The sequence below is a fragment of the Streptomyces cirratus genome, from assembly GCF_014650775.1.
Taxonomy (GTDB): domain Bacteria; phylum Actinomycetota; class Actinomycetes; order Streptomycetales; family Streptomycetaceae; genus Streptomyces; species Streptomyces cirratus.
Genome location: NZ_BMVP01000003.1, coordinates 194,879 through 215,650, shown reverse-complemented (window position 1 = coordinate 215,650; position 20,772 = coordinate 194,879). Strand labels below are relative to the sequence as shown.

Here is a 20,772-nt window from a genome sequence, read left to right as displayed (position 1 = left end):
CGGGCGGCCCCGCCCGCTCCACCGGATACGGCTACTTGATCAGCGCGGTCCAGTCCGGCGCCTGCGCCGGGTCGAGCATCCGCAGCTGGGCCAGCACCTTCGGGTCCTGGGCGTCGAGCCAGTCCGCGAGCTCCTTGAACGAGACGCAGCGCACCTCCTGGCGCGGGCAGACGTCCCTCATCACGTCCTCGACGGCGTTCATGTAGATGCCGCCGTTCCAGTCCTCGAAGTGGTTTCCGATGAACATGGGCGCCCGGCTGCCGTTGTAGACGCGGTTGAAGCCGTTGAGGTACGAGGCGCGGGTCTGCGCCTGCCAGGCCGCGAACTTCGCCGGGTCGCCGTGGGTGCTGTCGCCCGACTGGTTGTAGAGGAAGTTGAAGTCCATCGACAGGACCTGCACCTCCTTGCCCTGGAGCGGTACGAGCTGGAGGGGGAAATTCCAGATGCCGTCCGGCTTGGACGGCCAGAGCTGGAAGTCCCCCGCGGAACTCGCGTCGTAGCGCCAGCCGTACGGCTTGATCGCGGTCATCAGGTTCTTCTGACCTTCAAGGCAGGGCGCGCGGCCGCCGACCACTTCCCGGTCCGGGTCGAAGGGCAGCGGCGCCTCCTTGGTGAACCCGGTGTTGGTCTTCCAGTTCTTGACGAAGGAATACGTCTGGTCTATCTCGCTCTTCCATTCGTCGGGACTCCAGTCCCCACCGCCCTTGGGCCCGCAGAAGTGGCCGTTGAAGTGCGACCCGATCTCGTCGCCGTCGGCCCAGGCGCCGCTCAACTGCGCGAGCGTGGACTTCACGTGCGGGACGGTGGGGTACGAGATGGCGGCCGCGCCCGGATTGTGCTGCGGCGGGTGGTAGAGCGTCTTCTTGTCCTCCGGCAGCAGGTAGATGCCGGTGAGGAAGAAGGTCATGTGTGCCTTGCTCTCCTGGGCCACCTTGCGGAAGTGGGAGAAGAGGTGGTCGTCGCCCTCCAGCGCGCCGTCCCAGGAGAAGACCACGAACTGCGGCGGCTTCTCGCCGGGCTTGAGCCGCTCGGGTTTGAGCTGTCCCGGCTGGGGTCCGGTGTACGAGGTGGAGCCGTCGCCCAGCACCTTGACCTTGCCGTCCCAGGCCTGTTCCGAGCCCTTCGCGGCGGCGGCCCTGTCCGCCGCGGTCCCCGGGGCGCCGAGCTTGGCGTCGCTCCTGGCGGACCCTGAGGGGCCGCCCAGCGTGACGGCGTACGCGGTGGCCGCGGCCCCGCCGAGGGAGATCACGGCCGCGGCTATGCCCAGGCGCCTGCGGTTCTGCGCCTTCCGGCGCACCTTGCGGCTGCTCCGGGATTCCGCCCGGGTGCCTGCGGTGGCGTCGGCGTCAGCCATCGCTATTGTCCCCCCCTGCTCACCGCAGCCGGGCCGCGCGTGGATGGTTCGTACGAATATAGAACTTGTCGGCACTCATCCCGCACCCGAGCCCCCTCCCGTACGTCGCTTCACAGCCAACCCACAGCCCCGGGAAGCGGCGCAAATGCGACGCCCCCTGCCGCACGGCAGGGGGCGTCGGGGTTCGTCACCGTCAGTTGTTCGAGCCGACCGTGTTGTCGTGGCCGGCGTTGAACACGTCGTCGGCCGCGAACTGGAGCCAGTTGCCGAAGACGAACGTGTACGAGGGCTCGGGCTGGTAGTTGACGCTCACGTCGGCGCTGGCGAGCGAGGCGCCACCGAGGACGAGGGTGCCGGCGGCGGCGAGGACGGCTACAAGAGAACGGACAGATCGCATGAATCCACCTTTTTCGATTGGTTAAGGGCATCTCGAAAGGTAGGGAGGGGCCGCCTCGCAGTCCCGCCACATGCCCGCACATCGGCAAAGTGAAGCCGAATGGCCGATTTCCGCGCTCTGTGACGGGTTCGGCCCGCAACTGGCGGTCCGAGGCGCCGGTGTGCTTGCAGCGCGGGTCCGCGCAAGCCGGAGGAGAATGGGGAAGAGCGCATGGAGGGCCATGTTTCCGCTACTGCGATCGGCCTGCCGCCGCTCGTTGACCGCGGTGCTCCTGAGTACGGCGGTCGCGTGGGGCACGCCCGTCGCCACTGAAGCCGCTGTCGCTCCCGCTCCCGTCTCCACGGTGCGGGCGGCGGCCGACACGTACATCACGCTCGATCCGGCCGAGGGCCGGGCCGGGAGCCGGGTCGGCGTCCACGGCTACGGATTCGGCAACTGTCATACCTATCCGTCGCCGAGCACTCTACGGCCCGGCCCCACCCCCGAGCCGACGCCCGCCCGGATCGAAGTGACCTGGGACGGCGACACCGCCCCCAGCATCGTCACGGCCGACGACCAGGGCATGTTCGAGACCGACGTCACCGCTCCTTCCGATGCGGCCCCCGACACCTACGCCGTCAACGCCCGGTGCACGGTCGACTCCAAGGTGAAGGCGACCGCGCGGTTCACGGTGACGGCCGAGCCGGCCCCGGCGCCGGCCCTGGCACTCGACCCGGCGCAGGGCCCCGCCCGGACGGCGGTTACCGTGACCGGCTCCGGGTTCGAGAACTGCGTCGCCGACGGCGGCAGCGCCGGGCAATCGGGCGGTACGGTCACGCTGGCCTGGGACGGCGACCCGCTATCACCCGGTGCGCCCGGCGACTTGACCGTCGCGGACGGCGCCTTCACGGCCGACGTGAGCGTTCCGCCCGATGCTCAGGCGACGCATCACCAGGTCACGGCGGTCTGCGACGGGAACGGGCAGCTCACCGCCCAGGCGGACTTCACGGTCACCGACGCGCCCGAGCCGCCCGTGGGACTCGCGGTGACGCTCCACCCCACCTCGCTCCCGGTCGGAGGCGGCACCGTCACGGTCTCCGGTTCGGGCTTCAACTGTTCACAAGTGGACTTGCTGTGGGACGGAGAGCCGGCCGGGACGGTCGACACCGCGGACGACGGGACCTTCGAAGCCCAGCTCACCGTCCCGTCGGATGTCGCCGAAGACCCGTACACGGTACGGGGCCAGTGCGCGACGCAGCCGGACGTGGCCGCCGAAGCCGTGCTCACCGTAACGGGCACGGCCCCGGTCCCGCCGGCCACCCCGACGCCGCCGACGCCGCCGCCGACGACGCCGCCGACGCCGCCGCCGACGACGCCGCCGCCGCCGACGCCGCCGACGCCCACGCCGCCCACCCCGAATCCGAACCCGAACCCCGAGCACACCGATGGCGGGGTCCCCGCCGGCCTGGTCGTCGGGGCGAGCCTGTTCGGCGTCGCCCTGCTGGCCGCCGTCGGGGCCGCGTTCCTCAGCCGCGGCCACCGGGGCCCGCGGTGGGTCCGCGCCCACATCACGTCCCGCCTGCGACCCGCCCCCGCGGCGACGGAAGTGACCCAGCCACCGGACGACGGGCCGCCGGCCCGCACCGTACGGCTGGAACCCCACCCGGACCCCGGCGACCAGACCGTCGAGGAGGAGGACGACACATGACCACGGCTCCCGCTGTCGAGCCCCTCACCGTCCGGGCCCTGCTGCTCGGCTCCGAGGACTCGGCCCCCGGCGTCCTCGCCGAAAGCCTGCAGGCCCACCGCGCGGCGGCGGGCGTCATCCCGGGCGGGCGCGGTCTGACCCCCGCGGCCGGCCGGGCCGTCGAGAGCGAGCTGGCCACCGTGGTGAACGGCTTCCTCGACCTTGATCTCGTCGCCCTGGTGGCCGCGGGCTGGTCCAGGTACCGGGCCCTGACGGAGGCCGCCCGCCGGACGCGCCAGTACCCCGGCAGTGAGGAGGTCGTCGCCCTGGCCACCCACCGCATCACCTCCGCGCACCATCCGTCGGTGGACCTGCTCGTGGACGGCGCCCCGACCGCCACCGTGGGGGTGGACCTCACCGTGGTCTTCAAGATCACGGGGTTGGTGGCCGTGGTCCGGGACGGGCTGCTGGTCGCGGTGCGCAGCGGGCAGTGCGCGGTCGAGGCGAAGCTCGCCGTACGGGACATCGTGGTCGCCTCGCGGAAGGGACGGCTGGACCTTCCCGCCACGCTGCGCCTGCGCGAACCGATCGACCTGCTCCCGGGCCGCGCTGTGCCACCGCCGCCGCCATTCCCCCCGGCACCGCCACCGGCACCGCCGAACGTCCGCTGGGGCCACCAATAGCCCCCGCGGTGCTGCTACGCCCGCTGGTCCCGCTGCCGGACCAGCTCCTCGACCGCGCTCGGGAGGGTCGTCTCGAAGTCGATCAGCTTCGCCCACGTCGGCGTCACGACGATCCGGACCATGCCGTCGTAGAGCGAGCGCACGTTCGCCTCCCACTCGACCCGTTGCCCGGGCGTCATGGTGTAGGTGCCGTTCGCCCGGAGGTACTCGTCCGGGATGCCGTCGACGACATCCAGTTCGGCCCGGCCACGGATGAGGAGGATCTTGGGCGGGTGCACTTCGGTGTCGATCGTCAGCGCGACCGCCGGATTGTGGCGCAGCGCCGGCAGCTTCGGAGCGTTCTTGGTTGTGCACATGACGACTTCCGAGCCGTTCCAGACGAAGGCGATGGGAACGACCCGGGGCGTGCCGTCCTTGGCGACGTAGGCCAGGCGGGTCAGGTCGCGGGCCAGGAGTTCCCGGCTGAGCGGACGGCTCAGGACCTCGTCGATCTCGTTCGGCTCCACGGCCGGACCACCTTCCGCTCGGTCTTTCAGGGCGCGCCGGACAGGACTTCCACTGTGCCGGTGTCGAGCGAGTAGTAGGCACCGACCACGCCGAGGGCGCCTTTGCCCACGAGCGGGGCGAGGTCCTGGTTGGCACGCAGACCGTTCGCGGTCAACGTGACCTGGGCTCGGGCCATGGCGTCGACCGGGTCGGCGCCGCCCGCCTTGGCCGCCTGCGCGTACGCGGGCCGCAGTGCCTCGACGATCGCTTGCAGGTTCCCGGGCAGTGGTTTGCCCTCACGAAGGGACTTGTACGCCGCCTCGACGGCCCCGCACCTCTGGTGGCCGAGCACCACGACGAGCGGAGTGCCGCTGGTCATGGGCCCGTACTCGACGGAACCGGTGACCACGGGGCCGATGGCCTCCCCACCCGTGCGCATCACGTACAGGTCACCCAGGCCGGTATCGAAGAGGAGCTCGGGCGGCACCCGGGAGTCGATGCAGGCGAGGACCGCCGCGAACGGCTCCTGGGTCTGGGCGACGAGCTCGCGCCGGGTCGGATCCCGGTCGGGATGGTGCAGGTCGCCGCTCACCCAGCGCTGGTTGCCTTCCCTCAGCCTCGCGAACGCCGCGGCGGGCGTGGTGGGCCGCGGCGTCGGCGTCGGCTTCGCAGAGGTGCTCGCCGCCGACGTGGCGGCGCTCGTCGATGTGCAGCCCGGGAGGCCGACGGTGGCGCCCGCGAACAGGCCGGCGAGCAGGGCCCTGCGACGCGGCGGTCCTGCTGTGTCCATCGATCGTTCCCCTCGGTGCCGGTCAGGAACGGCCCTGTGCCTGCGGCCGGGACGATTGTTCAGCGTCGTATGCGTGACCCGGCGGCAGGCGCACGCGGCTGCCGCCGACATTGCCACCGACGGCCCACACCACCGGCCCCGGTGGCGCGACCGCCAGGTCAGGGGGTGACGAAGGCCAGCTGGGTGGCCACCGCGAGGAAATCCCGGGTGAACTCCGCCATCGAGGCGACCGCCTTCATCAGCACCGCGGGCGCGGCCGCCAGCGCGGACAGCCCTGCCTGGCCCGCGGCGGCCAGTCCCGCGATCACCCCCGCCTCGACGGCCACCCAGACGAAGAGGGCCAGCAGCGCCGCCGCACCGAGGCCGGCGAGGAAGAGCTCGCCGTCCTTCGTGAAGAGCCGCCGGTCGGCCTGCATCACCGTGACCAGTTCCGGCACGAGCGTGGGACCCGGCGCCCGCTGCTTGCGCGCCCACTCCCGGACCGCCTGGTTCATCCGCTCCCTGACGCTCTTCGGGATCAGGGAGCTGTCGAACTCCGCCCGGTGTACGTGGTACAGGACCAGCCCGTCATAGCCGGGCCTGCCGGTCTCCGGCCGCGGATACTCCTTGAAGCGGGCGCGATTGGTGGGCCAGAAGCACAGCCAGTCGGACACCACGCCCTTCCCGCTCGTGGAGTCGATGTGCAGGGGCAGGGGCAGCAGCATGAGCGCGGGATGCAGCCGCCAGGTGCTGGCCCGGGGAGTGACCTGGAGGGAACGCTGCATCCGTGCCAGTTCGAGGCGCATGCGGACGGCGCAGGGATCCTCCAGGATGGACTGCTTGCTCAGCAGTTCCTTGTACGTGGCGAGGTCGCCCTGCCGGGTACCGACCTCCACCTGCTCCATGCTGAGCTCTCCTCCGTAGGCCTGGAGCCCGAGCATGTCCGGTTTGAGCAGACCACCCGGTGTGAGCCTGCGCAAGGCTTCGATCAGCACACCCGCCGGAGTCTTGGCAGCGGGGTCGAGAAGCTTCTGGAACTCCAGGACCTTCGCCGGCGAGATGGGGTTGCGGAAGTCCTCACTCAGCACCTGCAAGGCCATCTGCAGCACCGGATCACTGGGTTGGACGGTGAGCCTCTTGTAGGGCGCGGCCTCTCCGCCGGACATCGGGGGACGGCCGCCCCAGCCCTTCTCCTGCCCGGCGATGAGGTCGAAGACCTCCTGCAACCGGTCCAGCTGGTGCGTCACATGAGTGGAGCCCGGCAGCTCCCCCACGTACCGCCCGAAGTGGTACCTGACCCAGACTTCGGCGGCGATCCACTCCCACCCGGTGAGCAGTTTGGGGTCCCGCTCGCCCAGCAGCTCGCAGCGGGTCTCCTCGTCCAGTTCGTCGACGGGCACTGCCCCCCCTACGCGATCGTGCCGAGATTGGAGGTGATGGCGATGTCCGTCCCGGACGACGGGGTGTACTCGTTCCACTCAGCGATGAGCGCCCCCTTGGTTCCCGGCTGGAGGACCGGGATCGCGGAGGGAGAGGGAGAGTGGGGCCGGCTCAGCTTGCCGACGACGATCTGACCGCGGTCCGTGTTGACCGCGACGATGGTCTGGGCCTCCTGGATCCCGCGTTCGTCGGCCACGTCGATGACCACCGTCGACCCGACGAGGAACCCTGCGGCCGACTCCACCTTGATGGTCACGGGACCGTTCGGGTCGGTGGGGTTCGGCGCCAGCGGGGTCGCGCAGGTGGTGTAGACGGCGTCCTCCAGCCGCACGGCGGAACGCCCCGGGTTGGCCGGCGGGATGCCCGGATAGTTCCGGTCGTCGTAGGCCGCAACTTCCTTGGCGATGCTCAGGTAGTACGGGGGCGGCTGGCTCGGCGGTGGGTCCTGGTGGTGGAAGCCGCCCTCCACGAACTTCACCCACTCCTGCTCCCAGCCCTTGCGCACCGTCAGCACGACCCGCGCGCAACCGGCACGCAGGAAGGCCTGCCGGTTGGCGTCGGCGTGCTGGATCTGCCGGACGAAGTCCCAGCTCGGCGGCACGTCCCAGAAGTACGAGTACAGGAACGTGACGACGTTCTCCCACTCGATCGCCTGATTGAGGAAGCGGACGTCGGACTCGTGCTGGCGGAAGACGGCCCAGTCGGCCGCGCTCCAGCCGAGGGAGTTCCCGTCGAATCCGATGCCGTGCTCCAGGTCGACGCCCGCGGCGATGAACAGTTTGACGACCTTCTCGGGCATGAAGTCGAATCCCGGGCCGAGCAGGGCGCGCAGGACGCCCTTCATGACCTCGTCGCTCTCCTCACGGCGGAGCGTGAGGGTGTCGACGTTGTTGATCTTCTCCTCGAGTGCGGAGATCCGCGCGGCCACGTCCTGCTGCTGGGAGTAGTACTGGTTCTGTGCCGCGTCACGCAGGGCGTTCCAGACGGCCGCCTGCCACTTCTCCCTGACACGGGTGTTCACGGGGTCCGCGCCCGGCGCCGGCTCTCCGCCGACGGGGATCTCCTCTACCTGCGCCACCACCTTGAGGGAGGTGTGGCGGTTGTACCCGAGGCGGAAGGAGATGGGCACCTTACCGGTCGCGTGCAGTTGGAAGCTGCCCCATTGCGGCAGGGTCAGCTCGATGGGTCCGTGGCTGCCGTACGCCTCGGTGATCTCGTACGAGGAGCCCACCACCTCCAGGTGGTACTTGTACTCGTCGCCGGTCCGGCTCGCCGAGTTGAACCAGAGGGTCAGGGTCTTGATCCTGTAGCCGTCGGGGATGTCCAACGGCTCCGGCGTGAAGATGCGGGTCTCGTCGGAGTCCGGTGCGTCCACGCTGAACTGCGGTGGTGACGGCGGCAGGGGCGGATCTGGCACGACTGCCCCGTACCGCTCGCCCAGGACCAGGTGGTGGGGCTGCGTCTCGTGCTGCTCGGTGAGGATCTTGTCGGTGATCTCGGAGTGCGGGACGTCGAACTGGAAGGGGCCGATCTGCCGCCTGAGGGCCTCGAGCTCCTTGTACGACTTGCGCAGCGCTGCGCCCGGCTCCGCCACCACGAGGTCGTAGGTCAACCGCAGGCCGTAGCGGTACAGCCGCACGCGCCATTTCCGCATCAGGCTGAAGTAGTCGATCCTCACGGCGTCGGTCTGGCTGGGATTGCGCAGCGTGCGCGTGGAGGACTCGGAGCTGCCGGTGACGGTGGTGGTCGAGATCGTGACCTTGTGTTCCTGCTTGGCCCGCGACGACGCCTTCTTGGTGAGCTCCGTGGCGTGTTTGGTGCTCTCCGTCGCCGACTGGGACGTGGAGTCCTGGGCGGTGAAACTGGAGCTGGCCGAACCGGAGATCACGGGGATGCCGCCCCGTACGGTGCCGGTGACGTTGAACTGGTTGGAGTGCTGCGCCTGGGACGAGGTCGACTGGGCCAGCTCCGTGTTGTCCGTGACGCCGGTCTCGCTGGTGTTCTCCAGCGAGTCGGTCACGATGGAGCTGAACTCCTTGGTCTGCACCGACCATTCCTTGTGCGTGACGGCGGTCTCCTCCAGCGGCGCGAGGGGGATGGTCGCGATGAGTTCGCCCCGCTCCAGGCCGGCGGGCGCCATCTCCATGCGCTCCAGGTTGATCCAGCCGATGTTCGGCGCGACCGAGTTGGCTTCCAGGGACCTGGTCGCCACCACCGCGGCACGCAAGGCCAGTTCGGACTCCGCCGACTGCGACTGCGACTGCGACTGCGACTCCGACTCCGCGCCCGGCGCTGCGGCAGCCGCTCGCCGGACCTCGATGAGGGCGTTTCCGACCGCTGTCAGGGCCGCCATCGGCACCGCCGTGAAGGCGCTCGCCGGGGGAGTGGTGGCGCAATCCGCCGCCGCTGTGCCGTGCGCCGCGAACGTCGGGGCGCCGGCGCCGAGCAGTTCGAAGACCTCATCGGGCACCGGTTCGCCCTGACCGTCACCGCTGCGGGCGCCGTCCCCCTCCGCCTGCCGCAACCGGGCCCGGACCGCTTCCAGTTCCTCGCCGGACATGGCCAGCCGGCGGACGAAGGCGGACTTCAACAGGGCCTGCCCGGTGGACGGCGGCGGGGCTTCCAGCTGAACCAGGGTCGCCTTGAGCATCTCCCTGGTGGAGCTGGTCAGGACGGGCGGCGGAGGGGTGGGCGGAAAAGGAGGGTACGCCGTCACGGCCACGTCCACGGATTCGGTGCCGTCCATCATTCCCCACCCCTTTTCAGAACCCTCTGCCACTCCTCAAGTTACTGCAAAGGAAATGGAAATAACCAGGGTGTTTTTTGCCGCCGTTAAAGGAATGATTGTCCGATCACCGGAATAATTAATTCGATTCGCCGGAGCGAAACCTTCCGCCGCCGCAGCTGACCTGACGTCAGGCGGTCACGGCGGGGAAGTGGCCCCGTGCGTCGGGTAACGGCGCACGGGATGCGGGGACCGGACGGGAAGGGTGCCCGTAGGAGGTGCGCGGTCTGAGGACAGGGCACGTGCTTCGTCTGCCCGGGCGCCCCCCTTGCCCCTCCCCGTCCGGGTGCTTCCCCGCCCCCCATGGGCCGCCGGGTCCCCGCCCGCCGCGACCGGGACGTCAGGCCGTCTCGGACGTCTTCACCGGCGTCGCCGGCTGCGACGAACCAGCAGGAAGACCACCAGAGCCGCACCGGCCGCCAGCAGCGGGGTGCGGTTCGCCCGTGCCATGCCCGCGGCCTGTCGCCCCGTGTCCAGGAGCGGCTCGGGAGCCTTGTCCGCCGCGAGCCGGCCCGCGCGCGCAGCGCCCTCGCGGACCTGCGCCGTAGCCTGGGCCGCCTTGTCCAGGACGGGGGCGGGCGTCTTGTCCCTCACCAGTTGTGCCGCCTGCTCCGCCTTCGCCCGGATCTGCTCGGAGACCACGGCGGCCTTCTCCGCGGCCTGCCCCTTCACTTGCGCTTTGACGTCGGCCTTCGCCGCCAAGGCCTCGACGGTCTGCCCGAGCTCGTCTCGGGTGTGCTCGATCTGCTCACGCAGTTCCTCGGGCGTGGGCGTGCCGATATTCGTGCTGCCGATATTCGTACGGGACTCGTCGGTCATCGGTGTGCCTTCTCCTTGATCTCGGCCACATCGGCCTTGAGGCTGTCGATGGTCTGCTGGGGTGCCGGCGTGCCGGCCTTCGCGATCTGCTTCTTCCCCGACACCGCCATCCATGCGGCGATCACTGCCAGCACCACCGTGACGATGAGCGCTGCGGCCCACACGGGAAGCACCAGCGCGAGGGCGGCGATGCACGTTGCCAGGAGTGCCTGGGCGGCCAGGACTCCGATCAGCCCCGCCGCTCCGAAGAGGCCACCGCCCTTACCGAAGCGTTTCCCCTTCTGGGTCATCTCCGCCCGGGCCAGCTGCATCTCCTCGCGGACCAGCTCCGAGATCTGCTGCGAGGCGCGCGAGACCAACACGCCCACCGAGTCATCGGTGGCGTGCGCCTGCCGCTCTGCCGTGGTCATTGCAAGGTCACCTTGCCTTCCCCATGGTGACGGGTCTGCCTTGTCACGTCGCGGCTACCCGCCAACGGCCCGATCACCCGCCCGGGACCGGGTTCGCCGCACTTTCGGCGCAACCGGGCGCCGGCTGCGTGCCTCGCACACTCGGTGTGACGAACCCGTTGCTGACGGTTGAGGCGACAAAATCTTCACACGGTGAGAGTGGAGTGGACGACTCCCCTTAGGTAGCTAGGCGTTATGCCGGAAATGCCCGACGGATTTTATTGCCTTATGTCCCATTTGTGGCCCGAAGAATGCGCATCGCGCAGATGTGTTACTCGATCTTGTGATGAGCGTGTGGTGATCCGCCGGGTGAATGGAAAAACCTTCCCGCGCACCCCCGGTTCCGCCCGCCCAAGGACGTCAACGCGGTTCGCCCCGTCACCCGTTGGCGTGCTTACATCGGCGCACCGCAGCGGTTTCGGAAGCGGCGTCCACGCCGGCCGAGGCCCTCGCGCAGGTGGTCGGACCGCCTTGTCGCGGTCCGCCCACACCCCCATCAAAAACACCTAAGAAGAACGAAGGGTGCGCCCCTATGCGTAACGACATCGAGACCCGCGAGATCGCCGACGACGAACTGGACGCCGTTTCCGGCGGTATCGCCCTCGGCGGCGGCCTCCTCGGCGGTGTGACCGGCGACGTCCAGCACGTGCTGGGCACCGTGACCTCCCTCCAGACCGTCCACGGCGCGCTGGCCCTCCCCGGCCAGGTCGAGGGCATCGTCGGCGTCCGCGCGGGTGTCGCCGGTCTCTGACCGGTCCGGTCCGGCGTGACCAGTGAACCCCGGAACGCGTCCGTTCCGGGGTTCGCTCCGTGTGACGGAGCGTCACGAAGCCGGCTGTAGTGAGCCGTAGGCAGTCGAGGGAAGAGTCCGAGTCAGTGCAGTTCCGTCAAAAGGCGCTCTCGAAGCTGCAATCGCCCGAAGAGCTCGATCTCCCCGTGCGGTTCGCGCGCCCGCAGGGCCGGCTCGCCCTCGCCGTCACGGTCGTCGTCATGGCGGCCGCCGCCTTCTGGGCCTTCACCGGATCCGTGTCCTCCAAGCTGAGCGCACCCGGCATCCTCACCCGCGCCGAAGGCAGTTACCTGCTGCAGAGCCCTTTCGCCGGACAGGTCACCGCCGTCCACGCCAAGGAGGGCCAGCTGCTGGCGCCCGGCGCACCCCTGCTCCAGGTCAGTACCGAGCAAGGGGAGCGGACCGTGCGCGCGGTAGCGGGGGGACGCGTCACCGCCCTCGTCGCAAGGGTCGGAGCGGTCGTGACGACCGGCGCCGACGTGGCGACCCTGGAACGCGTCAAGAACCCCGACGACCCGCTGGTGGCAGTGCTGTACGTACCCGCAGCGAGCGGCGCGGCCGTCCCCGTCGGCGCCACAGTCGACCTCACCGTCCAGTCGGTGCCGCAGCAGCACTACGGCGTACTGCGCGGACGCGTCAAGGAAGTCGGCCGCACGCCGCAGACCCCGGCCCAGATCGGCGGATTCCTCGGCGACGGCCGGCTCGCCGCACAGTTCACCCGCCAGGGCAACCCCGTCCAGGTCCTCGTGCAGCTCGAACGCGCCCCGCGGACCAGGTCCGGCTACCGGTGGTCCTCCACCGACGGCCCCCCGTACGCCCTCGACTCCACGACACCGGTCACCGGCGCCGTCCACCTCTCCGTGCAGCGCCCCGTCGATTGGCTGTTCCCGTGACCACCCCCACGTCCGCCCCGGCAGGCCACCGCTCCGCCCGCCGCAAACCCGCCCCCGCCCCCCGGGGACGCACCCCCCGCGCCGTGCGCACCCCCACCGTGCTCCAGATGGAGGCCGTGGAGTGCGGGGCCGCCGCCCTCGCCATGGTGCTCGGCCACCACGGCCGCTTCGTCCCCCTGGAGGAACTGCGCATCGCCTGCGGAGTCTCCCGCGACGGCTCCCGGGCCGCCAACCTCCTGCGAGCCGCCCGCGGTTACGGACTCCAGGCCAAAGGCATGCAGATGGACCTCGCCGCGCTCGCCGGGGTGCGGCCCGCGGCCATCCTCTTCTGGGAGTTCAACCACTACGTCGTCTACGACGGCATGGGCCGCCGCTTCGGCCGCCGCGGCGTGTACGTCAACGACCCCGCCAAGGGCCGCCGGTTCGTGCCGATGGAAGAGTTCGACACCAGCTTCACCGGCGTCGTCCTCACCTTCGAACCCGGGACCGGTTTTCGTCGCTCCGGCCGCAAGCCCGGCGTCCTGGGCGCGTTGCCCGCCCGGCTGCGCGGCACGTCCGCGTCCATGCTCGCCGCCGTGCTCTCCAGCCTCCTGCTGGTGGCCGTCGGCGCGACGGTGCCCGCGCTGAGCCGCACGTACATCGACATGTTCCTGATCGGGGAGCAGACCTCCCTGCTCGGCGTGCTGTTCGCGTCGATGTCCGTGGCCCTGGTCCTCACGGGTGTCCTCACCTCGCTCCAGCAGGCCAACCTGCTGCGCGGGCGCATCATCTCCTCCACCCTCGGCAGCGCCCGCTTCCTGCGGCACCTGCTGAGGCTGCCGGTCACCTTCTTCTCCCAACGCAACCCGGCCGACCTGGTCCAGCGCCTCCAGTCCAACGACGCCGTCGCCGAAACCCTCGCCCGGGACCTGGCCGCCGCCGGGGTCGACGCCGTGGTGGTCGTCCTGTACGCCGTCCTGCTGTGGACGTACGATCCCGGGCTCACCCTCATCGGCGTGCTGATGGCCGTGCTCAACGTCGTGGCGCTGCGGATCGTGATCCGGCTGCGGGCAACCGGCACGCAGAAGCTGCGCGCGGAGAACGCCCGGCTCACCAACACCTCGTACAGCGGCCTCCAGCTCATCGAGACGATGAAGGCAACCGGCGGCGAGAACGGCTTCTTCCGCCGCTGGGCGGGCCAGCACGCCGTCACCCTCGACGTGCAGCAGCGGCTCGGCGTACCGAGCGCGTGGCTGGCGATCGTCGCGCCCACACTCGCCGCGCTCAACAGCGCCCTGATCCTGATGATCGGCGGCCTGCGCGCGGTGGAGGGGCACCTCTCGGTCGGCCTGCTCGTCGCCTTCCAGGCCCTGGTGACCAGCTTCACCGCCCCCATCACCCGCCTGGGCGGCGTCGCCGGGCGGATCCAGGACTTCGCGGCCGACGTGGCCCGCCTCAAGGACGTGGAGAACTTCCCCGTCGACCCGCTGTACTCGCGCCGCGAACCCCCCGCCGCGACCCGCCGCCTCAAGGGCCACGTGGAGCTGGAGCACATCACCTTCGGCTACAACCCGCTGGACGCCCCGCTGCTCAAGGACTTCTCCCTCACGGTCGGCCCCGGACGGCAGGTCGCGCTCGTCGGCGGCTCCGGCAGCGGCAAGTCCACCGTCTCGCGGCTGATGTCGGGCCTGCACGCCCCCTGGGAGGGTGCCATCCGCATCGACGGGATGCGGCTGGAGGACATCCCGCGCGGCGCGCTCGCCGCCTCCGTCTCCTTCGTGGACCAGGACGTCTTCCTCTTCGAGGGAACCGTCCGCGACAACGTCGCCCTCTGGGACCCCTCCATACCGGACGAGGCCGTGATCGCCGCGCTCCGCGACGCCGCCGTGTACGACGTGGTCGCCCGCCGCGCCGGCGGCATCCACAGCCGCGTCGAGCAGGACGGCCGCAACTTCTCCGGCGGCCAGCGCCAGCGCCTGGAGATCGCCCGCGCCCTGGTGCGCCGCCCCAGTGTCCTGGTCCTGGACGAGGTGACCAGCGCCCTGGACGCGGCGACCGAGCGGATCGTCATGGACGGCCTGCGCCGCCGGGGCTGCGCCTGCGTGGTCATCGCCCACCGCCTGAGCACGGTGCGCGACAGCGACGAGATCGTCGTACTGGACCGGGGAACGGTCGTGGAACGCGGGCGGCACGAGGAGCTGCTCGCCCGGCAGGGCGCGTACGCCGCACTGGTCAAGGAGCACTGAGTGACCACCACTTGGCAGACCCGGGCCACGCCCGACCCCGTCGTGGCCGCCCTCGCCGCCGTCGGCACCCCGGTCGACTGCACGGGCCTGCGCAGCCTGCCCCTGGAGGGCCCGCTCGTGCTGTGGCTCGTCGAGGACGGCGCGCTGGACCTGTTCGCCGTCGACGCCGCGCTGGAGGGGCACTGGCACTTCCTGGGCCGGCTGGAGGAGGGAGCCCTGCTGCTGGGCCCCGCCGACGGCTGCGTGCACACACTGGTCGGCAGGCCCGTGCACGGCTGCCGCATCCGCCGCATCGAGCTGCGTGAACTCCTGCGCCCCGAGTACGGGGGCGCGGGGACGCCGCAGGACGGATCCTGGGGCTGGTACGCCGACCAGAGCGGGTACGGGTACGGGCTCCCCGGCGGGGCGCTGAGCCCCCTCGAAGAGGCGTTCGCGCTCGGTGTCGGCCGCGGGCTGCGCGTGCTGTACCAGGCACCGCTGGAGAGCCGGACCACCACCGGCCCCGGCCGCGACGACGACGTCCTGTGGATGCAGATCACCCCGGGCAGCGTGCAGTACGGGGCGGCCTACGAGGGCCACGGCATGGCCGGCGCGCTCCTGCTCGACGGGGCGATGTGGCAGGGCATGGTCGACCAGCAGTACCGGCTGCTGTACGCCCTGGACCGGTGGATCGAGCAGCTGGAGCAAGCCCACGAGGACCGTACGGCCGCCGGCATCGAGGCCGGCGAAGCAGCCCGCACCCAGGCGGACCGGGCCCTGCTCGCCTCCATCGGGCGCACCGGCCGGGGAGCCCGCTCCCACCGGCCCGCGAGCGACGACGCGACCCTCGCCGTGTGCCGCCTGGTCGCCCGCGACGCCGGGATCCCCCTGTCCGAACCGGGCGCGACGGCCCCCGCCTCCGAGGGGACGGACCCCCTCGAACGCATCGCGCTCGCCTCGCGGATCCGCACCCGGCCCGTCAGACTCGCCGGCCGCTGGTGGCGGGAGAACAGCGGGCCCCTGGTCGGCCGCCGCACCAAGGACCAGTCACCGGTCGCGCTGCTGTGGCGGCGCGGCGGATACACGGCCGTCGACCCCGCCACCGGGATGCGTGAACGCATCGGCAAGGCCCACGCCGACGCCTTCGAACCCGGCGCCGTGATGCTGTGCCGCCCGCTGCCCGACGGCAAGCCGAGCCTGCTCGCGCTGGTTCGCTTCAGCGTCCGCGGTACCGGCCGGGACCTGCGCAGCCTCGTCCTCGGCGGTCTGGTCGCGGTGGGTCTGGGGGCGCTCGTCCCCCTGGCCACCGGCCGGATACTCGGCACGTACGTGCCCCAGGGCGAAGGCGGCCTCATCGTGCAGAGCGCCCTCGCCCTCATCGCGACGAGCACCGTGTCGGCCGCGTTCATGCTGCTCCAGAACATCAGCGTGCTGCGCATCGAGGGCCGTATCGAGGCCTCCTTGCAGCCCGCCGTGTGGGACCGGCTGCTGCGACTGCCGGTGACCTTCTTCGCCGGCCGCTCCACCGGCGAACTGGCCGGCGCCGCCCTCGGCATCAGCTCCATCCGCCGGGCGGTGTCCGGAATCGGCGCGGTGTCCGTGCAGGCGTCCGCCGTCGCCGCGATGAACCTCGTCCTGCTGCTCGTCTACAGCGTGCCGCTGGCGTTGACGGCGCTCGCCATGCTGCTCGTCATCGCCGCCGTGTTCATGGGGCTGGGCCTGTGGCAACTGCGCTACCAGCGAAGGCTGGTCAAACTCGGCAACAAGCTGGGCAACCAGGCGTTCCAGACCCTTCGCGGCCTGCCCAAACTGCGCGTGGCCGCCGCCGAGAGCTTCGCCTACGCCGCCTGGGCGCGGGAGTTCGCCCGGACCCGCGAGCTCCAGCAGCGCATCGGCCGGATCAAGAACGCCGTCACCGTCCTCAACGCCGTCTGCCTGCCGGTGTGTTCGCTCGTGATGTTCATGCTGCTGGCCGGACCGGCCCGGGGCAGCATGTCCGCGAGCGGGTTCCTCACCTTCAGCACCGCCGTGACGATGATGCTGTCCGCGGTGACGCAGCTGACCGGCGCACTCCTGTCGGCGGCCGCGGTGCAGCCGATGTTCGAGGAGGTCCAGCCCATCCTGGAGGCGGACCCCGAGGTGCGCGGCTCCGGCATCCGGCCGGGGACGCTCGGCGGCGCCATCGAGGTGAAGAACCTGTCCTACCGGTACGCCGACGACGGGCCGCTCGTCCTCGACGACGTGTCGCTCCAGGTGCGCCCGGGGGAGTTCGTCGCGATCGTCGGGGCCAGCGGCTGCGGCAAGTCGACCCTGCTGCGCCTGCTCATCGGCTTCGACGCGCCCGTCTCCGGCAGCGTGCTCTACGACGGCCAGGACCTGGCGGCGCTCGACCAGGCGGCCGTACGCCGTCAGTGCGGTGTCGTCCTGCAGAACGCCCAGCCCCTGTCCGGCTCCATCCTCGACTGCATCGGCGGCGCCGAGACGTGTTCGCTGGAGGAGGCGTGGGAGGCGGCCGCGCGGGCGGGCCTGGCCGAGGACATCAAGGCCATGCCGATGGGCATGCACACGGTGCTCTCGGACGGCGGCGGCACCGTCTCCGGCGGCCAGCGCCAACGGCTGATGATCGCCCAGGCCCTCATCCGCAAGCCCCGCGTCCTCTTCCTGGACGAGGCCACCAGCGCACTGGACAACGCGGCCCAGAGGGTGGTCATCGAGTCCACCCGCGCCGAGCACTGCACCCGCATCGTGATCGCCCACCGGCTCTCCACGATCATGGACGCCGACCGGGTGATCGTGATGTCCGAGGGGCGGATCGCCCAGCAGGGCGCGCCCGCGGAACTCCTCGCCGACACGGAAGGCCCCTTCCACGACCTGGTGCGCCGCCAGGTCGGCTGACCCGCCCCGGGCCCGCGGTCCGGCGGCTTCGACCGCGTGCACGCCTGGCTGGTACTGGTCCGGTTGCAGTTTGGCCCCCGCACCCCTGACGGCGGCGTGCGGCGCGGACCCCTCGTAGGGGGCACGCTGCCCGGGGTGCCGCGGGGCGGCCGGATCCGGCCGCCGCTGCGATGATTTCCGCTCGGGGGCGCCGCCCGTAACCGGGGGAGGGCCCGTAACCGGGGGCGCCGCCCGTAACCGGGGAGGGGCCCGACCCCTCAGTCCCCGCGCCTGCGCAGGTCCAGCATGTCCAGCAGGCAGGCCAGGTCGTCGGGGCCCGTGGTACGGGACTCGACCGCCTCCTGCGCCCGCTCGCGACGGGCGGCCCCGCCGGGGGAGGCGTCCCCGCGCCGGAGCCGGCCGGCGAAGGCCGGTCCCGGTCCGCCCCGGCCGCCGGGGCGCGCCCGGCGTTCACAGGCGCTCGCGCAGACGGCGACGGTGCCCGCGGTACGGCGGCGCCGCGCACGGCGAGTGACGGCGGCGAGGGCCTGCGCCAACGGACGCGGGCCGAGCGCGGCCGGCCGGGCGGATCGGGGCCCCGTGGTCCCGCGGTCGTCTCCCATGGGGCTCAGCGGGAACCGCGCGCCGCGGTCTTGACCCGGGCGGCCGTACTCGCCGCGGCCACTTCGACGGGGCGGCGGACGGCCCGTACGGGATGCCGGTGGTCGAGCGCGTGCCGGGACCGGTAGGCGAGCGAGGGCTTGCCGTGGGTGTCCGCGGCGGCGATGAGCAGCCCTCCCAGTGCGGAGAGGTCGGTCAGGAAGTGGGCGCGCCGGCGTGCCCGCTCCTCCGGGTCCTCCACCGTCCAGAAGGCGTGCCCGGTGAACGCCGTCGGGACCAGTGTGGCGGCGAGCGCGAGCGCCGCCAGGCGCGGGGCGCGCCCCGTCGCGAACAGCAGCCCCGCTCCGGCTTGGACGGCGCTGTTGGCGCGTACCAGTGTGAGCGGGTCTCCGGCCAGCGCCGGGATGCGTTCGCCGACGGCCCGTACGACGGGTTGGGCGAGTTCCGCCACGGCCTCGGGGCGGCGCAGGGTACGTAGGCCGCCGGCGATGAACGGGGCGGCCAGCAGGGGGCGGGCGAGCTTTCGAAGGACAGCCATGCCCACCCTCGTGCCCCGGCTCGGCCCGTCCATCCGGCCGGATCGCTTCCGCTGCGCGACCCCGCCCCCGCACTCAGTTCAGGGGCTTGTCCAGGACGGCCTTGCGGTGGCTGAACGTGTCCAGGGAGTAGCGGCCGTGGTAGCTGCCCATGCCGCTTTCCCCGACGCCGCCGAAGGGCAGGTCGGAAACCGTCAGGTGGGCCACGGGCAGTCCGAACGTCAGACCGCCCGAGGAGGTCTCCCAGGTCAGGCGCTCGCGTGTGGTGTCGGATTCGGTGAAGACGTACAGCGCGAGGGGCTTGTCCCGGTCCCGGATGAAGGCGATGGCCTCGTCCAGCCCGGCCACCTCGACCACGGGCAGGATGGGGCCGAAGATCTCCTCGCGCATGACGGGGGAGTCGGGCGCCACCTCGGCCAGGACGGTCGGGGCGATGTAGCGGTCGGCGCGGTCGTGGGTGCCGCCGGTGACGGTGCGGCCGGAGTCGAGCAGGCCCGTCAGCCGGTCGAAGTGCCGCTCGTTGACGATCCGGCCGTAGTCCGGGGACGCCGCGGGGTCGTCGCCGTACATCGTCCGCAGGACCTCGGTGAGGGCCTTCTCCAGTTCCCTCGCGGTCTCGGGGTCGGTCAGCACGTAGTCGGGAGCGACGCACGTCTGGCCGGCGTTCATGAACTTGGTGGACGCCAGCCGGGCAGCCACGACGCCCAGGTCCGTGCCGCGGTCGACGAAGGCCGGGGACTTGCCGCCGAGTTCGAGCGTGACCGGCGTGAGGTTCTCGGCGGCCGCCCGCATGACGATGCGGCCGACCCGGCCGTTGCCCGTGTAGAAGATGTGGTCGAACCGCTGCGCGAGCAGGTCGGTGGTCTCGGCCACCGCGCCTTCCACGACGGCCACCGCGTCGCGGTCCAGGTAGCGGGGCAGGAGACCGGCGACGGCGCGCGAGGTGGCGGGCGCCAGTTCACTGGGCTTGGCCACGACGCAGTTGCCGGCGGCCAGCGCGCCGACGACGGGGGCGAGCAGCAACTGGAGGGGGTAGTTCCAGGGGGCGATGACGAGGACCACGCCCAGCGGGTCCTGCACGGTGTGCGCGACGGCGGGACTCAGCCGCTCGGGTACCGGAGCCGGCTGCGGCCGCAGCCAGTCCGCCAGGTGCTCCAGGGTGTGGTCGATCTCCCGCACGGTGAAGTCGATCTCGGTGCGGTAGGCCTCCGCGCGGCTCTTGCCGAGGTCGGCGTGGAGTGCGGCGGCCAGCTCGTCACCCCGCTCGGTCAGCAGCGTCCGCAGGGCTTCGAGCTGGCCGGTGCGCCAGGCCAGGGGCTTCGTGCGGCCGGTGTCGAAGGTGGCGCGCAGCCGTACGACGACGTCCGCGGGCTTTTCCGAGGGCTGGTCCGACATGTGTGTCTCCTGGGGGATAGCGAGTTCCGATGTATACAGCAACTAATTGTCGGCGGGTGTTCCCGGCGGCTGTGAAGGGTGATCGTTGTAGCGGAGCAGGTAGGAGGCGAAGCGGTCGAGGTCGTCGGGGTGCCAGTCCGAGAGCCGCTCGTCGAACATCGCCCGCCGTTCCCTGACCGTCCTGGCCAGGGTCGCGGCGCCCTCGGGGGAGAGTTCCAGTACGTGCACCCGGTGGTCGTCCGGGTCCGTGCGCCGCACCACCAGCCCTGCCCGCTCCAGCGCCGCGATCTGGCGGCTGACGGTCGACTTGTCCAGAGCGTAGTGGGCGGCGAGGTCGCCGGCCCGGCAGCCGTGACGCTCCTCCAGGTGGCTGAGAAGGGTGAACGAGACCAGGGAGAGCTCCGGGTGCATGCGTGCGGCCGCGGACCGGGCCCGCCGGGCGAACGCGGTCATCTCGCGCTGAATCGTTTCGACGGCGGCGCTCCGGCGCTCGTCGTCAGGCCGGGGGCTGTCCGATGTTTCCGTGGTCACGCCGACTCCTTCCGCTGTAGTTGTATAGTACAACTGCAAAGGAAGTTGTGTAAGCCAACTATGTTGGAGCGGCTGTCGGG

At 71.3% G+C, this 20,772-nt stretch carries 18 protein-coding genes; 6 read left to right on the top strand and 12 right to left on the bottom strand.

Annotated elements, in window-relative coordinates:
• Nucleotides 1-31: 31 nt before the first annotated feature.
• Both IE207_RS10585 and IE207_RS10580 read right to left on the bottom strand, forming a co-directional pair.
• The gene (locus IE207_RS10585; protein ID WP_229873627.1) at nucleotides 32-1,354 is read right to left on the bottom strand and encodes a polysaccharide deacetylase family protein; all 1,323 of its coding nucleotides are present in this window, start codon (nucleotides 1,352-1,354) and stop codon (nucleotides 32-34) included.
• A gap of 193 nt (nucleotides 1,355-1,547) precedes the next feature.
• On the bottom strand, nucleotides 1,548-1,751 hold the full coding sequence (locus tag IE207_RS10580) for a hypothetical protein (RefSeq protein ID WP_190183820.1): 204 nt from the start codon (nucleotides 1,749-1,751) through the stop codon (nucleotides 1,548-1,550).
• Between the two features lie 265 nt (nucleotides 1,752-2,016).
• Between IE207_RS10580 and IE207_RS10575 the strand changes: the two genes are divergently transcribed.
• Both IE207_RS10575 and IE207_RS10570 read left to right on the top strand, forming a co-directional pair.
• A complete protein-coding gene (locus IE207_RS10575) occupies nucleotides 2,017-3,438 on the top strand; it encodes a hypothetical protein (RefSeq protein WP_190183819.1) in 1,422 nt (473 codons plus the stop codon).
• Complete coding sequence (locus tag IE207_RS10570; RefSeq protein ID WP_190183818.1) at nucleotides 3,435-4,100, top strand: hypothetical protein; 666 nt, start codon at nucleotides 3,435-3,437, stop codon at nucleotides 4,098-4,100. The genes IE207_RS10575 and IE207_RS10570 overlap by 4 nt, the downstream gene beginning before the upstream one ends.
• Before the next feature lie 14 nt (nucleotides 4,101-4,114).
• Here IE207_RS10570 and IE207_RS10565 read toward each other — a convergent pair whose 3' ends face one another.
• The 6 genes from IE207_RS10565 to IE207_RS10540 form a co-directional block, all read right to left on the bottom strand.
• Nucleotides 4,115-4,606: a pyridoxamine 5'-phosphate oxidase family protein gene (locus tag IE207_RS10565; RefSeq protein ID WP_190183817.1), complete on the bottom strand. Its 492-nt coding sequence runs from the start codon at nucleotides 4,604-4,606 to the stop codon at nucleotides 4,115-4,117.
• A gap of 26 nt (nucleotides 4,607-4,632) precedes the next feature.
• Nucleotides 4,633-5,376 (bottom strand): carbonic anhydrase, encoded by a 744-nt coding sequence (locus IE207_RS10560; protein ID WP_190183816.1) that lies wholly within the window; start codon nucleotides 5,374-5,376, stop codon nucleotides 4,633-4,635.
• A 158-nt stretch (nucleotides 5,377-5,534) separates the two neighbouring features.
• Nucleotides 5,535-6,755: a hypothetical protein gene (locus IE207_RS10555; protein ID WP_190183815.1), complete on the bottom strand. Its 1,221-nt coding sequence runs from the start codon at nucleotides 6,753-6,755 to the stop codon at nucleotides 5,535-5,537.
• A gap of 8 nt (nucleotides 6,756-6,763) precedes the next feature.
• Nucleotides 6,764-9,544, bottom strand: coding sequence for a hypothetical protein (locus IE207_RS10550; RefSeq protein ID WP_229873626.1), 2,781 nt, complete (start codon nucleotides 9,542-9,544; stop codon nucleotides 6,764-6,766).
• Between the two features lie 396 nt (nucleotides 9,545-9,940).
• Complete coding sequence (locus tag IE207_RS10545; RefSeq protein WP_190183814.1) at nucleotides 9,941-10,399, bottom strand: DUF3618 domain-containing protein; 459 nt, start codon at nucleotides 10,397-10,399, stop codon at nucleotides 9,941-9,943.
• Nucleotides 10,396-10,809, bottom strand: coding sequence for a phage holin family protein (locus tag IE207_RS10540; protein WP_190183813.1), 414 nt, complete (start codon nucleotides 10,807-10,809; stop codon nucleotides 10,396-10,398). Before IE207_RS10540 ends, IE207_RS10545 begins: the two co-directional genes overlap by 4 nt.
• A gap of 571 nt (nucleotides 10,810-11,380) precedes the next feature.
• On the opposite strand from IE207_RS10540, the gene IE207_RS10535 reads away from it, so the two are divergent.
• The 4 genes from IE207_RS10535 to IE207_RS10520 all read left to right on the top strand — a co-directional run bounded on the left by IE207_RS10535 (nucleotide 11,381) and on the right by IE207_RS10520 (nucleotide 17,630).
• Nucleotides 11,381-11,599, top strand: coding sequence for a hypothetical protein (locus IE207_RS10535; protein ID WP_190183812.1), 219 nt, complete (start codon nucleotides 11,381-11,383; stop codon nucleotides 11,597-11,599).
• Nucleotides 11,600-11,724: 125 nt separating this feature from the next.
• Nucleotides 11,725-12,531, top strand: coding sequence for an HlyD family efflux transporter periplasmic adaptor subunit (locus IE207_RS10530; protein WP_190183811.1), 807 nt, complete (start codon nucleotides 11,725-11,727; stop codon nucleotides 12,529-12,531).
• 83 nt (nucleotides 12,532-12,614) lie between these two features.
• Complete coding sequence (locus IE207_RS10525; protein ID WP_190184206.1) at nucleotides 12,615-14,756, top strand: NHLP family bacteriocin export ABC transporter peptidase/permease/ATPase subunit; 2,142 nt, start codon at nucleotides 12,615-12,617, stop codon at nucleotides 14,754-14,756.
• Nucleotides 14,757-17,630: an NHLP bacteriocin export ABC transporter permease/ATPase subunit gene (locus tag IE207_RS10520; protein ID WP_190183810.1), complete on the top strand. Its 2,874-nt coding sequence runs from the start codon at nucleotides 14,757-14,759 to the stop codon at nucleotides 17,628-17,630. It abuts the gene before it with no gap.
• Nucleotides 17,631-17,887: 257 nt separating this feature from the next.
• On the opposite strand, the gene IE207_RS10515 is transcribed toward IE207_RS10520, so the two are convergent.
• The 4 genes from IE207_RS10515 to IE207_RS10500 all read right to left on the bottom strand — a co-directional run bounded on the left by IE207_RS10515 (nucleotide 17,888) and on the right by IE207_RS10500 (nucleotide 20,614).
• A complete protein-coding gene (locus tag IE207_RS10515) occupies nucleotides 17,888-18,232 on the bottom strand; it encodes a hypothetical protein (RefSeq protein WP_190183809.1) in 345 nt (114 codons plus the stop codon).
• Nucleotides 18,233-18,237: 5 nt separating this feature from the next.
• The gene (locus tag IE207_RS10510) at nucleotides 18,238-18,768 is read right to left on the bottom strand and encodes a DoxX family protein (RefSeq protein WP_190183808.1); all 531 of its coding nucleotides are present in this window, start codon (nucleotides 18,766-18,768) and stop codon (nucleotides 18,238-18,240) included.
• Between the two features lie 73 nt (nucleotides 18,769-18,841).
• Nucleotides 18,842-20,161: an aldehyde dehydrogenase family protein gene (locus IE207_RS10505; protein WP_190183807.1), complete on the bottom strand. Its 1,320-nt coding sequence runs from the start codon at nucleotides 20,159-20,161 to the stop codon at nucleotides 18,842-18,844.
• A 42-nt stretch (nucleotides 20,162-20,203) separates the two neighbouring features.
• A complete protein-coding gene (locus IE207_RS10500) occupies nucleotides 20,204-20,614 on the bottom strand; it encodes a MarR family winged helix-turn-helix transcriptional regulator (protein WP_190184205.1) in 411 nt (136 codons plus the stop codon).
• Between the last annotated feature and the right edge of the window lie 158 nt (nucleotides 20,615-20,772).

Coding starts and splice junctions, on each gene's coding strand:
- IE207_RS10585 (WP_229873627.1), bottom strand. CDS start 1,354: ATGGCTGACGCCGACGCCACCGCAGGCACCCGGGCGGAATCCCGGAGC.
- IE207_RS10580 (WP_190183820.1), bottom strand. CDS start 1,751: ATGCGATCTGTCCGTTCTCTTGTAGCCGTCCTCGCCGCCGCCGGCACC.
- IE207_RS10570 (WP_190183818.1), top strand. CDS start 3,435: ATGACCACGGCTCCCGCTGTCGAGCCCCTCACCGTCCGGGCCCTGCTG.
- IE207_RS10560 (WP_190183816.1), bottom strand. CDS start 5,376: ATGGACACAGCAGGACCGCCGCGTCGCAGGGCCCTGCTCGCCGGCCTG.
- IE207_RS10550 (WP_229873626.1), bottom strand. CDS start 9,544: ATGATGGACGGCACCGAATCCGTGGACGTGGCCGTGACGGCGTACCCT.
- IE207_RS10545 (WP_190183814.1), bottom strand. CDS start 10,399: ATGACCGACGAGTCCCGTACGAATATCGGCAGCACGAATATCGGCACG.
- IE207_RS10540 (WP_190183813.1), bottom strand. CDS start 10,809: ATGACCACGGCAGAGCGGCAGGCGCACGCCACCGATGACTCGGTGGGC.
- IE207_RS10535 (WP_190183812.1), top strand. CDS start 11,381: ATGCGTAACGACATCGAGACCCGCGAGATCGCCGACGACGAACTGGAC.
- IE207_RS10515 (WP_190183809.1), bottom strand. CDS start 18,232: ATGGGAGACGACCGCGGGACCACGGGGCCCCGATCCGCCCGGCCGGCC.
- IE207_RS10510 (WP_190183808.1), bottom strand. CDS start 18,768: ATGGCTGTCCTTCGAAAGCTCGCCCGCCCCCTGCTGGCCGCCCCGTTC.
- IE207_RS10505 (WP_190183807.1), bottom strand. CDS start 20,161: ATGTCGGACCAGCCCTCGGAAAAGCCCGCGGACGTCGTCGTACGGCTG.
- IE207_RS10500 (WP_190184205.1), bottom strand. CDS start 20,614: ATGACCGCGTTCGCCCGGCGGGCCCGGTCCGCGGCCGCACGCATGCAC.